Genomic DNA, 14,259 nt, shown 5'->3' on the forward strand with positions numbered 1-14,259 from the left:
ATGCCGGAGAGTTTCGGTCATTTCGAAAGCGACACAATCAGGGAAAATTCCGAGACCGGCGGAAACGAAAACAATACGAACAGAACGATGTAGAATATGACGACGGATAGAACGGCCACCCTGCTCATGCTGCCGGACCTCACTGACCTGCCCGACCGGAGAACCGTCATCGCGCCGAACGCGGACGGCTCTCCCGCCACGCATTCCGCGATTCCGCGGCACAGCGATCCGGGTCGGGCGGGGCGGCTATTTCTGCGCCTTGAACGCCTCGTATCGCTGCCTTGTCCCGGCATTCATGGGATATAGGCCCGGCAGGGGAGCGCCTCTGCCGACTTCCTCCATGATCCAGGCTTCCATGCTCTCCTGCTCCGGCCCCTCGGCAAGAACCTGATCGAGGAAGGCTGCCGGGATCAGGGCGGCGCCGTCCTCATCGACGATGACGACATCGTCCGGGAAAACGGCGACGCCGCCGCAGCCGATGGGCTGCTGCCAACCCACGAAGGTAAGACCGGTGACGGAAGACGGGGCTGCGATGCCATTGCACCAGACCGGCAATTCGGTGCCGAGCACGCCGACCGCATCGCGGATGGCGCCGTCGGTGACGAGCGCCGCGCCGCCGCGCTTCCGGATGCGGGCGCACAGGATGTCGCCGAAGATCCCCGCATCCGTGACGCCCATCGCGCCGGCGACGATCACGGCGCCTTCAGGCACGTCCTCGATCGCCGCGCGCGTGGAAATCGGAGAGCCCCAGCTCGCCGGGGTCGCCAGATCCTCGCGCGCCGGGACGAAGCGCAGCGTGAAGGCGGGGCCGACGATGCGCGGCTGGCCGGGCCTGAGCGGCTTCGTGCCGCGCATCCAGACATTGCGCAAGCCTTGCTTCAGGAGGATGGTTGTGACGGTCGCTGTCGAAACGGCCTTGAGGGTTTCGATTGCAGCCTTGTCGAGTGCCATTGCCGTGTTCCTTCAGATGCTGGGAATGAGACCGCCGTCGACGCGGATGACCGAGCCGGTTATGTAGGACGCACGTTCGCTGGCGAGGAAAGCGACCGTATCCCCGTATTCCTTCGGATCGCCATAGCGGCCGAGGGGAATGGACGCGGTGCTTTCCCTCGCCACGTCGGCCGCATCCCGGTTCTCGCGCTTCGCCTTCTGCTCGTCCAGAAAGGTGATGCGCTGCGTCGCGATACGGCCGGGCAGCACGATGTTGGCCGTCACGCCGTCCTTGCCGACCTCGCGCGCCAAAGTCTTGGACCAGCCGACGAGAGAGAGCCGCAGCGCATTCGACATGCCAAGATTGGCGATCGGCGCGACGACGCCCGAAGATGTCGAGGTGATGATGCGCCCCCAGCGCGCCTCGCGCATGCGGGGCAGAACGCGGTCGGTGATGGCTATCACGGAGAGAACCATCATCTGGAAATATTCGCTCCAGACCTCCGGGCTCTGGCCGAACGCCGGTGTGGGCGGCGGGCCGCCGGTGTTGTTGACGAGCACGTCGACCGGGCCGAAATGCGTTTCGATCGCGCAAACATGCCGATCGATGCCCGCAAGATCGGCCATGTCCCAGGCGAGCGCCCGCGCCTTGCCGCCGGCCTGCCCGATCGCTTCCGCATTGCGATCGGCGGCCGGAAAGTCCTTGTCGGCCAGATGGACGACGGCCCCTTCCCGCGCGAGCGCGCTCGCGATGGCGCCGCCGAGCCCTCCTCCGGCGCCGAAGACCAGCGCATTTTTTCCGACTAGCCCGAGATCCATTCCTTACCCCTCGCTGGTGTCGCCGAGCGCACATGACGAGCCGGCATCGTCCGTTTCTTCCCGATCCGAAGCACTTGCCGACCAGACGGGATCATTCGGTCGATCAGGGTTTACTCCAAAGGCAGACCTGATCGACACCGTGGAGCGTGATCATGGTATGGACGATCATGTCCAGATCGCGCAAACATCGATTTCTTATCCTTGGATAAGAAAGGCTTACTCGTATTTCGCGCGATCATGACAACTGATCCGGGCAGCCGGCCCACGGCCCCGGTTAAGCACAGCTAATGCGGGATGCACTGCTGAATGGCTCTAACGCCACGTTTAGAATTCACTGATTGCCAAGGCGGACGCTTCCGGGGAAGTTGGAGCCATCGCAGCCGTTGTCACGAGTCTCATCCATGGCAATCTCCGTCAGCAACATTTCCGCCGGCACTCTTGACGCCGATACCGTCAGCCCCGCCGAATTCCGCAATGCCATGCGTGAAGTCGCGAGCGGCGTCAGCATCATATCGTCGGGAAGGTCGGGCCGCGCCAGAGGGCTGACGGCAACCGCCTTCGCCTCGTTATCCGCAGAGCCCCCCGCGGTGCTCGTCTGCGTCAACAGGGACAGCGAATGTCACCGGACGATTCTGGAAACGGGCGCCTTCTGTCTCAACATCCTCAAGGCCGAAGACGAGGCGCTCGCTCACCGTTTCGCAGGGCGCGGGGGGATCAGGGGCCATGAGCGTTTCCTCGAAGGCAACTGGATGACGCTGGCCACAGGGTCGCCCGTCCTGTCGCACGCGCTCGTCGCGTTCGATTGCCTGCTCAGGGAATCCGTCGCCTCCCATACGCATATGATCTTCATCGGCGATGTGGCCGCCATCTCTTCCGCGGGGTCCGGTTCCGCGCTCGTTTACCGGGCAGGCGCGTTCAGCGCCATCGGATGAACGGACCACCGGCGGTCGGCCGACAACGTCATCATTGGGGAGGAGATTTTCGTGAGCACGACCATCAGCCTACAGAATGCGTTCTACCGCGCGCGGGATATGGAAAAGGCGGACCGCTTCTACGGCGGCCTGCTCGGCGCATCGCTGAAGTTCGCCGACGGGACGCGGTGGCGCCAATACGAAATCGGCGGCCGAAAGTTCGCCCTCGCTTCCGAAGAAGAGGCCCATCCGCAGATGCGGGGCGCCGCGCTCGTTTTCGAGACCGATGACATCGAGGCCGGCAAGGCGAAGGCGCTCGCGCTCGGCGGACGGATTCTGGAAACGCGGGACATGGGTCCCCATGGCGTCACGATCGTGGTTGCCGACCCGGAAGGGAACATCCTCCACCTCTGGGCGCGCGCCTCGTCGCGGTAGCGTTTTTCGCATTCCGGCCGAATCGGGAAGTCGAAAGCTCATGAGCCCGCGCAGCGCTTGACCAGGGGCCGATGAGCCGGGATCATCGGCCCTTGATATCATTGAAACGATGAGACCGTCGCATTCGCTTCCGTTTGCAGCCAGTTCCTGAAGTGCAGCGTCGCGGGCTTGTCCGCCGAAAGCGGGCTGGTCAGCATGTAATAACCCTCCAGCTTGAGATCGACCACGGCGTCGAACGGCCGGACCAGACGGCCCGCGCGCAGGTCCTTTTCAGCCAGCACGAAATTCGTCAGGCATACCCCTTGCCCCTGCACCGCCGCCTCCAGCATCAGGGCCGCGTCGCTGAAATACAGGACGTCGCGAAATGCCGGCGCCATGCAGCCGGCTTCCTCGAACCACTCCGTCCACACGCTGCCGACAACCTCATGCAGGATCGTCTTGTGCTCCAGCTCCCGCGGAGACCCTATGGGCTCCCTTTCAAGATAATCCGGCGAGCACACAGGGAAATGATAGTCGTTGGTCAGCAGCTCCGCCCGGATGTCGGAATGCCAGGAAGCATCTCCCCAACGAATGGCCATGTCCATGTCCTGCCGCTTGAAGTCGATCGGATCGTTGGAGGCGATGAGCGTAATCTTGATATGCGGATAAAGCGCCATGAAATCCTTCAGGCGCGGCAACAGCCAACGCGACGCCAGTGAAGACGACGAATTCAGGCAGATGACCGTCGGCATCGTGGGATCGACGAGACGGTTGCAGCCGTGAAGCAGCATCGAAAGACATTCCTTGACCACCTCGGCGAGCACCATGCCCTCCCTGGTCAACTCGATCTGCTGCGGAAGACGTCTGAACAGCCTGAATCCGAGAAAGTCCTCAAGCTGGCGGATCTGCTGGCTGACGGCGGAGGGTGTGACGCACAGCTCGGAAGCCGCCAGGCGAAAACTGCGGTGGCGGGCCGCGGCATCGAAAACCCGGAAAAGATTCAGGGAGGGCAACTTGCGGAACACCTTTCCCTGAATGCCCTTCTTCAAGGAAACAGCCTGATCGCTCTCTTCCGCGCCACCCAAAGAAGAAGACACTCCGCTTTCATTGATTCCGATATCCATGGATAACAGTCTCGGCTTCGGTTCACCGCTCTGGCATGTCGATCCAGCAGCGCAAAACTCAGGTGAAGTCAGGCCATACCTGCGGAAGCGATACAATTGTATGCTTGCAGGTTATGAGATACGAGTAAAGCCGGTTTTTTATTCAGCTATCGTTAAATTTTAGGCTTCTACTCAATGGCAGGTTAGCCAAAATTATCCACCTGTCAATCCATAAGGGACTTTCACGGCGTCGTTAGAATTCATCGTTTGCGACAGTTCCCCGGCTCATAGTCATCTAGCACCGGAAGCGATCTCAAAAGATCGCAGGAAGGGGAATCCAGATGCACGGGAAAAGCGTAATCGTCACCGGGGCCGCGGGCGGATTGGGCAAGGCAACTGCTTTGACGCTCGCGAAGGCGGGCGCGAGTATCGGCGTTCTTGATATAAACCGGGAAGGCGCCGACGTTGTTGTAAACGAAATCGAGAAAATAGGTGGAAAAGCTTACCCGGTCATCGGAGACATCACCGCGCGGGCGAGCGCCTTCGAACTTTTCGACCGCGCCGTTCAGAAGCTCGGCCGCGTCGACGGCCTGATCAACAACGCGGGAATCTATCCGCGCCGTCCGATCATGGAAATCACCGACGACGAATGGAACGCCAGCCTGGGCGTGAACGTCCGGGGCCTTTACAACATGACCGTAGCGGCGATCGCGCATATGACCCCGAACGGGGGCGGCCGCATCGTCAACATCGCGTCCATCGACGCGTTCAAGCCCCACCCGAAGAACAGCCACTATGCGGCGACCAAGGCGGCGGTCGTCAGCCTCACGAAAACGTTCGGGCTGGAAGTCGCCCCGCGGCAGATACTCGTAAACGCCGTGGCCCCCGGCCCCATCGCCACCGAGACCGCCAGGAAGATGGGCTTCCTTCCCGCGATCGAAGCCGAAACGCCGATCGGCCACGCGGCCGAGCCCGAAGACATCGCCGAACTCATCCTGTTCCTGGTGTCCGACCGCAACCGCTACATGGTCGGCGAAACCGTGGTGATCGCGGGCGGCTATTACATTCCCTGATATTCCCGATCCCGCGCCCGACCCCGCGCACCGGCAGCGTTTTCGCAAGCCCGCCGCCGGGTCCGGCAATTTCCGGGCAAGCTTTTCAAGATCGTAAAGGGCGCTTCCATGAAAGGATCGAACGTCATCATCACGGGCGCTGCCAGGGGACTGGGCAGAGCCACCGCCGGGATCATGGCGGGCCGGGGCGCGGGCGTCGCCATCGCGGATATCGACGGCGACGCGGCGCGGATCGCGGCGAAAGAGATCAACGATGCAGGCGGCAAGGCAATCGCCGTCGCCGGCAGCATCACGACGCGGGATGCGGCGCAGGCCATCTTCGGCGAGGCCGTATCGCGCCTTGGAAGGATCGACGTACTCGTCAACAATGCGGGCATCTATCCCCGTCTGCCCATCCTGAAGATCACCGATGCGGACTGGGATGCGAGTTTCGCCGTCAACGTGCGCGGCCTCTATAACATGATGGTCGCCGCCGTGGAGCACATGCGCGAATTCGGAAGCGGCCGCATCGTCAACATCGCGTCCATCGATGCGTTCAAACCGCATCCGAAAAACTGCCACTACGCGGCGATGAAGGCCGCGGTGGTGAGCCTCACCAAGTCCTTCGGCCTCGAGGTCGCGCCGCTGGGTATCCTCGTCAATGCCGTGGCGCCCGGCGGCCCGATCTCCACCGACACCGCCCTGAACGCCGGCTGGCTTCCCTCCGTCGTCGAGGAAACGCCGATCGGGTTCACGGCGGCCCCGGAAGACATTTCCGAAGTCGTGACCTTCGTCGCCTCACCCGCCAACCGCTTCATGGTGGGCGAAACGGTCGTTGTTGCGGGCGGCTATTACATTCCGTAAGGCCGCCGCCTTTTGAAAATCAGGATGAGCGAGATGAAATTCGGCCTGTTCAACTTGATGTCATACCAGGACAATCCGGGTGGCGTCAGCGGAATCATATCGAATACGCGCGACATGATCACGATTGCGGAGCAGATCGGCTTCGACATCGCCTGGTTCGCGGAACACCACTTCACCAACTACTCCGTCAGCGTTTCCCCGCTGATGATGTGCGCGCATTTCGCGGGCCTGACGACAAAAATCCGCCTCGGCGCCGGCGTCGTCGTCCTGCCGCTCTATCATCCGATGCGCGTCGCGCAGGAAATCGGCCTCGTCGACCACCTGAGCGACGGGCGCGTGGTTCTCGGAGTCGGCACCGGCTATCAGCACTACGAATTCGACCACTTCAACACGCCCATCGATGAGAAGACGGATATCTTTCTCGAGTATTGGTCGATCCTCGAACAGGCGATGGAACATGGCGTCGCCACGCTCGACGGAAAGTACATCAAATCCGACAACACGGTCTTCACCGTCCGTCCGCGCCAGAAACCGTTGCCCGAACTCTTCATCACGACTGTCGCGCCCAAAATCATGGAACCGCTGTGCAAGCGCGGCGCGACGCCTTTCTTCACCGCCGGATGGCGGGGGACGAAAACGCTGTTCGAAATGGTCGACAACGGCCGCGAGGTGTGGAACTCCGTCGGTCTTTCCGGCCGCCCCATGCCGGTTGCGCTACAGCAGTACATTCATGTGACGGACAGCGCCCGGGAGGCGCTCGAAGCGGCCGAGCGGGCGCGCTTCGTCGGCCGGATGGTGGCCGCTCTTCGCCAGCCGACCGTGAAGACGAAAGGCTCGTTCCTCGAAGTCGGCCCCTTGCCGGACGAGCCGCCGCTGGAGACGTTCCGCGACAACCTGATCATCGGCGATCCTCACCATGTCGCGCAGCGGATGGCCGAGGAAATCAGGTATCTCAACCCCGTTCACTACAACTGCTTCTTCCAGTTCGGCGACATGCCCGTCGCACGCGCCCGCAAGTCGCTGGAGCGGTTCGGCACGGAAGTTCTTCCGCTGCTCGAACGGGAAGTCGGCCCGCTCGACAAGATCGGCATCCAACCGTCAAGCGTCGCCGCCGAATAACATCCGCAAACAGGAAGGAAAGTTCAATAATGAGCAAGCGTCTGGAACAAAAGGTCATCGTGATTTCCGGCGCCGGCGCCGGCATCGGAAAGGGGATCGCCACGCGCTTCGCCGGCGAGGGCGCGAAGCTCTTCCTGACCGACATCAAACAGGAGAACCTGGACAGCGCCGTCGCCGATATCAGGGAATCGGGGGCCGACGTCACGGGCCTGATCGCCGACGCGAGCACCAATGACGGCATCGCCGCCACCTTCGACAAGGCGCGGGAAACGTTCGGCCGGATCGACGTGCTGGTCAACAACGCCGGGGTCCCGGATTACTGGAAGACGCTGGTGGAGGTCAGCGACGAAGACTGGCAGCGCAACATCGGCATCAATCTGACCGGCCCCTTCCGGGCCTGCCGGGCGATCGTGCCCATCCTGATCGCGCAGGGCGGCGGCGTCATCATCAACATCGCCTCCATTTCCGCCTTGCGCGGCGGCCGGTCCGGTCTCGCCTACACCGTGGCGAAACATGGCGTCATCGGCCTGACGCAGGCCGTGGCCGTCGAATACGGCGATCGGGGCGTGCGCTGCAACAGCATTTCTCCCGGATCGGTGATCACCAGCCTGTCGAGCATGGACGGCATGTCCGAAGAAGGCATGAAAATCCGCGAGAAGGGAATCGTGACCCGCCCTGCCCGCGCCACGCCGGACGACATCGCGCCCGCCGCTCTCTTCCTCGCCAGCGATGACAGCCGCTACGTCAACGGCACCAATCTCGTCGTCGATGCCGGCTGGACGGCGTGGTAACGCCGCCCGCCCCCGCCAAAATACATGAATCATCAAGTCATGCGAGGAGAACGGCCCGCACACGAAAAGATCAGACCACGCATACGAGCAGAAAATCAAACCGGATAAACACCAAAGGGGATCATCATGACTTTCTTCTCATGTCGCAAAGCTATCACCGGCGTTATCGCGGGCCTGGCCCTGAGCCTTTTCGGGCAGGCCGCATCGTCCATCACGCTCGAGGAGGCCAGGTCCCAGGGCTTCGTCCGCGCCGCAATCCACAACGAGCCTCCCTACGCCTACATGAACCTGGAAGGCAAGGCCGTCGGCATCGGCCCGGAGACGGTTTCCGCGGTTCTGAAACGCATGGGCATCCCGGAAGTGGTCTGGGTCGTCAGCCCGTTCAACACGCTCATTCCGGGCATGATCGCACGCCGCTGGGATATCGTCGCGGCCCAGCAGACGATTTTCCCGAAGCGTTGCGAGCAGGTTGCCTTCGCCGAGCCGACCAATGCCGGCCTTGAGACGCTTCTCGTCAAGGAAGGGAACCCGAAGAACCTCCACAGCTACGACGACATCAAGGCGAACGACAACGTCAAGGTCGCCACGGTCAGCGGCACGACGGAACTGAACTATCTGCGGGCCTATCAGGTGCCGGAAGATCGGATCATCATCATCTCCAACCACGCGGACGGCGCGGAGCTGGTGATGTCCGGCCGGGCCGATGCCTATACGATGGAGGAACCGGCCGCCGCGATGCTGCTCAAGACCGGCAACGTGCGCGGACTGGAGACCGCCAAGCCGTTCAAACTGCCCGTCGTCGACGGCAAGGAGGTCATCAGCTTCGGCGCCACGACCTTCCGCAAGGAGGACAAGGAGTTCCTCGACGCCTACAACAAGGAGCTGAAGGCCTTCCAGGAGACGCCGGAATTCATGGCGATCCAGCTCAGCCACGGCTTCAGCGAGGAAGGCGTCAGGAAGGCCATAGCGACGACCGCCGCCAACCGCTGCCAGCCGTAGCAACGTCCGCGAGGCTGCCCTCCGCAATTCCGTCTGTCTGCGCGGGGGGCGCTTTCGGTTGTGAAACAGGGAGCGGACCGATGCAAACAACCTTGAACTACTTCGATTTTCTGGCCGTCGGCGCCGAGGCGACCGTGAAGGTGGCGGTTCTGTCTTTCGGCTTGACGCTCGTCTTCGCCTTCGTCGCCGGCGTTTGCAGGGCGGAGAAAATCCCGGGCCTCAATTTCATCGCCGGGATTTATGTCGAGATATTCCGCGGGACATCCCTGCTGGTCCAGCTTTTCTGGATCTATTACTCCCTGCCGCTGATCGGCGTGACGCTCTCGCCGATGATCGCGGGCTGCTTCGCCATCGGCCTCAATGCGGGCGCCTATGGCAGCGAAATCGTGCGCGGCGCGATCAGGTCCGTGCCGGCCACGCAACTGGAGGCGGCAAAGTCGCTCAGTCTCAGCCGCATGCAGACCATCCGCAAGATCGTTCTTCCTCAGGCCCTTCCCGAAATGATCCCGCCCTTCGGGAATCTGGCGATCATGGTGCTGAAGGATACGTCGCTCATTTCCATGATCTCGATCGCCGATATCGCCTTCCGGGCCCAGCAGCTCAGATCCATCACCTATGACAGCGCAAAAATCTATCTGATCTCGCTCATCATGTACTTCTCATTCTCGCTGATGATCATGGCCATCACGAAGATCTGCGAGAACTATACAAAACCAAGGTTCAGGCGAGCCGGGTTCTGGAGCATGGGAGCAAGCCATGGATGAGATACTCAACATCGATACCAGTTCGACCGCGGCATTCATTCTTTCCGCATTTCCGATACTTGTGCGCGGATTGCAGATCACGATTTCCGCCGCGCTTTTCGGATTTGTCATCGCGGTCGTCCTCGGACTCCTGTTCGCGGTCATGATGCGGGCGGGAACACGCCTGATTACATGGCCTCTCGGCCTTTTCCTGGAATTCGTTCGCGATACGCCGCTCCTCATCCAGCTCTTTTTCATCTACTACGTTCTGCCCGGCTACGGGATCATCGCTCCGGCCTTCCTGACCGGCGCGCTCGCCATCGGCATTCAGTACAGCGCTTATATGGCGGAGGTCTATCGCGCCGGCATCGAGGCGATCGACAAGAGCCAATGGGAAGCGGCGACCGCGCTGAATCTCAACCGGCGCCAGACCTATCACGACATCATCATTCCGCAGGTGGTTCCCCGCATCATTCCCGCAACCGGCAATTATCTGGTCGGCATGCTCAAGGAAACGCCCATCCTGTCGACGATCTCCGTTCTGGAAATGCTGAACTACGCCATCATCATCGGCGACAGAACCTATCAATACATGATTCCGCTGACACTGGCAGGCCTCCTGATGATGTTCGTCACCAGCGTTTTCTCCTGGCTGGTGCGCGGTGTCGAGTTTCTCATACCCAAGGCCGGAGTGGCGATGCGATGAGACCTTACATCTCCTTCAAGGGCGTCACCAAGAGCTTCGGCGCTTTCAAGGTTCTCGACGATTTCGACTTCGAGGTGCGCAAGGGCGAGAAGGTCGCGCTGATCGGGCCGAGCGGCTCCGGGAAGTCCACGGTACTGAGAATCCTGATGACGCTGGAGCCGTTTCAGGAGGGCCAGGTCACGCTGGACGGGGTGAACTATCACCTGCCGGACGGCGCCGGGCGGTTTCGTGCCGACGAGCGGCATCTGTCCGAAATCCGCCAGTATGTCGGCATGGTATTCCAGCAGTTCAACCTCTTCCCGCACATGACCGTGCTGCGCAATATCGTTCACGCGCCGATGGCGGTGTTGCGGATGAAGCGCGCGGACGCCGAGGATCGCGCCCGGAAGCTGCTGGCCATGGTCGGGCTTGCCGACCGCGAGGGGCACTTCCCCGACCAGCTTTCCGGCGGGCAGAAGCAGCGGGTCGCCATCGCCCGCGCGCTCGCCATGCGGCCGCGCGTCTTGCTGTTCGATGAACCGACGAGCGCGCTCGACCCCGAAATGGTCAATGAGGTGCTCAATGTCATCCGCTCGCTTGCCGATGAGCATGACCTGACGATGATCCTCGTGACCCATGAAATGGGGTTCGCCCGCGATGTCGCCGATCGCGTCTGCTTCTTCGACCGCGGCAAGATCGTCGAACAGGGGCTTCCCGAAACCGTCCTGTACCGGCCGGCGCATCCACGCACGAAAGCCTTCCTTTCGTCCCTCCTGCACCATTCGGGGTCTTTGCCGGAACCTTCGCCCGAACCTTCGCCCGAACCATTGCGCATGCCGAAGGTGCTCAGCCGTTGACAAATGGATCCATCGCGTCGCCGGCCGCCGGGACCGGAGCCTTCCGAACGAATGCCGCAACAACCGCACCGATAATGGAGTCGCCAGAATGAATGACATCAAGCTTGCCGGACAGATCGCCGTCGTTTCCGGCGGCACGGGCGGGATCGGCCTTGCCACCGTCGATCGCCTTCGCGCCTCCGGCGCAAAGGTGGTGCTGTGGGACATCGACGAGGGCGCGCTGGAGGCGGCAGCGTCCGCCCGGCCGGATATCGAAGCGCGAAAGGTCGACCTGCTACAGGAGGACGAGGTGGGCGCAGCGGCGCGGGCCGTCGCCGAAAGATACGGACGGCTGGACATCCTGGTCAATTGCGTCGGCCTCGAAGGCAAGCGCTCGGCCCTCGCCGAACACGATCTCGCCCTGTGGCGTCGGCTGATCGACATCAATCTCACGGCTTCCTTCATCTCCTGCAAGCACGCCGTGCGTGAGATGCTCAGGAACGATTACGGCCGGATCGTCAACCTGACGTCGACGGCGGGCAAGGACGGCAACGCCCTCGACGCCGCCTACTCGTCCGCGAAGGCCGGCATCATGGGCTTCACCAAGAGCGTCGGCAAGGAGCTGGCGACGACGGGCATCCGGGTCAATTGCGTCTGCCCCGCCGCCATCGACAGCCCGCTGTTCGATCGTTTGCCGCCGGAACAGAAAGCTTTTTCCATCAGCAAGATCCCCGTCGGCCGCCTGGGCAGGATGGATGAGGTGGCCGGCATGATCGCGTGGCTTTGCAGCACGGAATGTTCCTTCTCGACCGGCGCGACCTTCGACGTCTCCGGCGGACGCTCGACCTATTGATCGCACGAAGGGCCCGGACATGACGACCAACCATGAAACCACTGCACTCATCACCGGCGGCGGAACCGGAATCGGCCGGGCGACGGCGATCGAACTCGCGCGGCGCGGCTGCGGGAGGATCGCTATCACCTATACCGCTTCGATCGACGACGCCGAAAGCACTTGTGCCGAACTGAAGGCGCTCGGCGCCGAAGCGGTCGCCCTCAAGGCGGACGTAAGGAGCGAGAACGACGTCAGGAATATGGTTCGGAAGGTTGTCGGGGCGTTCGGCCGGCTCGACATTCTCGTCAACAATGCCGGCATCACCCGCTACGTGCCGCTCGCCGACCTCGACGGATTGACCGACGAGATCTGGGATCTGGCGTTCGACACGAACCTGCGCGGCACCTTCTACTGCTGCCGGGCGGCCGCCCCGCACCTGAAGCGGACGGAAGGCGCGATCGTGAACGTCGCCTCCATGGCCGGCGTCCGGGGCGCCGGTTCCTCCGTCGCCTATGCGGTTTCGAAGGCCGGCGTGATCCACCTGACCAAGGTTCTCGCCGTCGCCCTCGCGCCCGCGATCCGCGTCAATTGCGTCGTCCCCGGCTTCGTTCAGACCCGGTGGATGGAGCGCGGCGTCGGCAAGGAGGCCAGCGCGAGAGAGGCCGAACGCGTCGGCGGGGAAACCCCGCTGGGGCGTGTCGCGATGCCGGAAGACGTGGGCGAGACCATCGCGAACCTGCTCTGGAGCCGGTTCGTGACCGGCCAGGACATCGTCATCGATGGCGGCAAGAGTCTTAAATACGATTGATATCAAACGGATAGAGAAGAAAAAAAGGAGCACGGAACCGATGTTCACGCATGCCGATTCGATGGAATTTTGCGTCAAGCTTACAAAAGGTTAAGGGAGGGAACCATGAAACTTGGTCTTTTCAATCTGATGGGGCTTTATGACAGAAACACCTCTCCGATATCCGTCGTCAACACGGCGATAGATACCGTCAAGATGGCCGAGGATTTCGGCTTCGATGTCGCCTGGTTCGCGGAACATCATTTCACAAACCACACGATATGCCCGTCGTCCCTGATGATGCTTGTGAGATGCATCAGCGAGACCCGCCAGATCCGTCTGGGAACCGCCGTGCTCGCCCTCCCCTTCTACAATCCGCTGCGGCTGGTGCAGGAACTGGCGTTCGCCGATCTTCTGGCCACCGGCCGCCTCGTTCTCGGTCTCGGTTCGGGATACCAGCCGCAGGAATTCGAACGGTTCGGCGTGAACATCGAAGACAAGAACGCCATCACGATGGAGGTGTGGGACGTCATCGAACAGGCGCTGCTGACGGGCCAGGTCGAATACAATGGAAAGCATGTGCGAATACCCCGCATGGAGCTGCCGATGCGCCCGTTCGGGCTTTCACTGCCGGAAATGTTCATCGCAAGCAGTTCGGCGGAGCTGATCGGCCGGGCGGCGCGCCGGCATTGCACGCCATTCATGAGCTTCGGACATCGCGGCCTCGCCTCCGCCCTCAATTTCCGCCGGTTGCTGTGCGAGCGCTGGCAGGCGGGCGGCGGCGAGCCGGATGCGATGCCGCTTGCCGTCCAGCGCTATATCTATGTCACGGACGACGACCGCGAGGCGCAGTATGCCGCGCAATGCGTCCGCGATCTGGCGCGGGCCACCAACAGTCTCAGTTCGAGATTGCCTTCACGGGACGGCATATTCCTGCGCCTCATGCCCATGAACGACGAGCCGCCGCTCGCCGACTTCATCGACAACGCCATCATCGGCAGTCCGAACCATTGCGCCGAGAAACTGCATGAGGAGATCGAGGCGCTGAAGCCCTCTCATCTGTGCTGCTTCATGGCTTTCGCGGGTATCGGCAGGGAGCAGACGCTCGCGTCCATGGAGCGCTTCGGCTATGATGTCATCCCGCAGCTGAGCGGGCTCGTCAGCATGCGGCAAGCGGCATAAATGCCCGTGGTCGAAGACACTTTCAGCCGGAGCCGGAGCGGCAGCGGCCCCCGCCTCTTGACTTTGACGATCGCGCGGCTCTTGCGCATTTTTCTGCTTTGACGAGCTGGCGGGACGGGCGCGGAAGCGGCTACACCTGCACGACCCTCAGGTTGTTCGTCGTGCCGGCTTGCCCGAAGGGGATGCCTG

At 62.1% G+C, this 14,259-nt stretch carries 16 protein-coding genes; 13 read left to right on the forward strand and 3 right to left on the reverse strand.

The genetic code is table 11. The annotated features are described in order from the left end of the window. Nucleotides 1-246 precede the first annotated feature (246 nt). Both ACOYJQ_RS09115 and ACOYJQ_RS09120 read right to left on the reverse strand, forming a co-directional pair. Complete coding sequence (locus ACOYJQ_RS09115; protein ID WP_433457818.1) at nt 247-951, reverse strand: ribonuclease activity regulator RraA; 705 nt, start codon at nt 949-951, stop codon at nt 247-249. Nucleotides 952-963: 12 nt separating this feature from the next. Next, nucleotides 964-1,749, reverse strand: a complete 786-nt coding sequence (locus tag ACOYJQ_RS09120; protein WP_433457819.1) for an SDR family oxidoreductase — start codon at nt 1,747-1,749, stop codon at nt 964-966. A gap of 401 nt (nt 1,750-2,150) precedes the next feature. Here ACOYJQ_RS09120 and ACOYJQ_RS09125 point away from each other — a divergent pair, with 401 nt between their 5' ends. Together ACOYJQ_RS09125 and ACOYJQ_RS09130 are read left to right on the forward strand one after the other, a co-directional pair. After that, entirely contained in the window at nt 2,151-2,681 is a 531-nt protein-coding gene (locus tag ACOYJQ_RS09125; protein ID WP_433457820.1) for a flavin reductase family protein, read from the forward strand. A gap of 51 nt (nt 2,682-2,732) precedes the next feature. Beyond that, a complete protein-coding gene (locus ACOYJQ_RS09130) occupies nt 2,733-3,095 on the forward strand; it encodes a VOC family protein (protein ID WP_433457821.1) in 363 nt (120 codons plus the stop codon). Between the two features lie 98 nt (nt 3,096-3,193). Here ACOYJQ_RS09130 and ACOYJQ_RS09135 read toward each other — a convergent pair whose 3' ends face one another. After that, nucleotides 3,194-4,294: a LysR substrate-binding domain-containing protein gene (locus tag ACOYJQ_RS09135; RefSeq protein ID WP_433457822.1), complete on the reverse strand. Its 1,101-nt coding sequence runs from the start codon at nt 4,292-4,294 to the stop codon at nt 3,194-3,196. Between the two features lie 224 nt (nt 4,295-4,518). On the opposite strand from ACOYJQ_RS09135, the gene ACOYJQ_RS09140 reads away from it, so the two are divergent. The 11 genes from ACOYJQ_RS09140 to ACOYJQ_RS09190 all read left to right on the forward strand — a co-directional run bounded on the left by ACOYJQ_RS09140 (nt 4,519) and on the right by ACOYJQ_RS09190 (nt 14,070). Next, complete coding sequence (locus ACOYJQ_RS09140; protein ID WP_433457824.1) at nt 4,519-5,250, forward strand: SDR family NAD(P)-dependent oxidoreductase; 732 nt, start codon at nt 4,519-4,521, stop codon at nt 5,248-5,250. Between the two features lie 108 nt (nt 5,251-5,358). Beyond that, complete coding sequence (locus ACOYJQ_RS09145) at nt 5,359-6,093, forward strand: SDR family NAD(P)-dependent oxidoreductase (RefSeq protein WP_433457826.1); 735 nt, start codon at nt 5,359-5,361, stop codon at nt 6,091-6,093. A 33-nt stretch (nt 6,094-6,126) separates the two neighbouring features. Next, nucleotides 6,127-7,212, forward strand: a complete 1,086-nt coding sequence (locus tag ACOYJQ_RS09150) for an LLM class flavin-dependent oxidoreductase (RefSeq protein ID WP_433457828.1) — start codon at nt 6,127-6,129, stop codon at nt 7,210-7,212. Between the two features lie 29 nt (nt 7,213-7,241). After that, complete coding sequence (locus ACOYJQ_RS09155) at nt 7,242-8,003, forward strand: SDR family NAD(P)-dependent oxidoreductase (RefSeq protein ID WP_433457830.1); 762 nt, start codon at nt 7,242-7,244, stop codon at nt 8,001-8,003. Between the two features lie 126 nt (nt 8,004-8,129). Further along, nucleotides 8,130-9,002 (forward strand): ectoine/hydroxyectoine ABC transporter substrate-binding protein EhuB, encoded by an 873-nt coding sequence (gene ehuB / locus ACOYJQ_RS09160; RefSeq protein ID WP_433457831.1) that lies wholly within the window; start codon nt 8,130-8,132, stop codon nt 9,000-9,002. An 80-nt stretch (nt 9,003-9,082) separates the two neighbouring features. Beyond that, nucleotides 9,083-9,766: an ectoine/hydroxyectoine ABC transporter permease subunit EhuC gene (gene ehuC, locus ACOYJQ_RS09165; protein WP_433457832.1), complete on the forward strand. Its 684-nt coding sequence runs from the start codon at nt 9,083-9,085 to the stop codon at nt 9,764-9,766. Next, nucleotides 9,759-10,451, forward strand: coding sequence for an ectoine/hydroxyectoine ABC transporter permease subunit EhuD (gene ehuD / locus ACOYJQ_RS09170; RefSeq protein ID WP_433457833.1), 693 nt, complete (start codon nt 9,759-9,761; stop codon nt 10,449-10,451). Before ehuC ends, ehuD begins: the two co-directional genes overlap by 8 nt. Beyond that, on the forward strand, nt 10,448-11,287 hold the full coding sequence (ehuA, locus tag ACOYJQ_RS09175; RefSeq protein ID WP_433457835.1) for an ectoine/hydroxyectoine ABC transporter ATP-binding protein EhuA: 840 nt from the start codon (nt 10,448-10,450) through the stop codon (nt 11,285-11,287). The genes ehuD and ehuA overlap by 4 nt, the downstream gene beginning before the upstream one ends. Nucleotides 11,288-11,375: 88 nt before the next feature. Continuing rightward, nucleotides 11,376-12,119, forward strand: a complete 744-nt coding sequence (locus tag ACOYJQ_RS09180; protein ID WP_433457837.1) for an SDR family NAD(P)-dependent oxidoreductase — start codon at nt 11,376-11,378, stop codon at nt 12,117-12,119. Nucleotides 12,120-12,138: 19 nt separating this feature from the next. Beyond that, nucleotides 12,139-12,909, forward strand: coding sequence for an SDR family NAD(P)-dependent oxidoreductase (locus ACOYJQ_RS09185; RefSeq protein ID WP_433457839.1), 771 nt, complete (start codon nt 12,139-12,141; stop codon nt 12,907-12,909). A gap of 105 nt (nt 12,910-13,014) precedes the next feature. Continuing rightward, nucleotides 13,015-14,070 (forward strand): LLM class flavin-dependent oxidoreductase, encoded by a 1,056-nt coding sequence (locus tag ACOYJQ_RS09190; RefSeq protein WP_433457841.1) that lies wholly within the window; start codon nt 13,015-13,017, stop codon nt 14,068-14,070. Nucleotides 14,071-14,259: the final 189 nt, after the last annotated feature.

Origin of the sequence: Pseudochelatococcus sp. (genome assembly GCF_050946405.1) — a bacterium.
Classification (GTDB): domain Bacteria; phylum Pseudomonadota; class Alphaproteobacteria; order Rhizobiales; family Beijerinckiaceae; genus Pseudochelatococcus.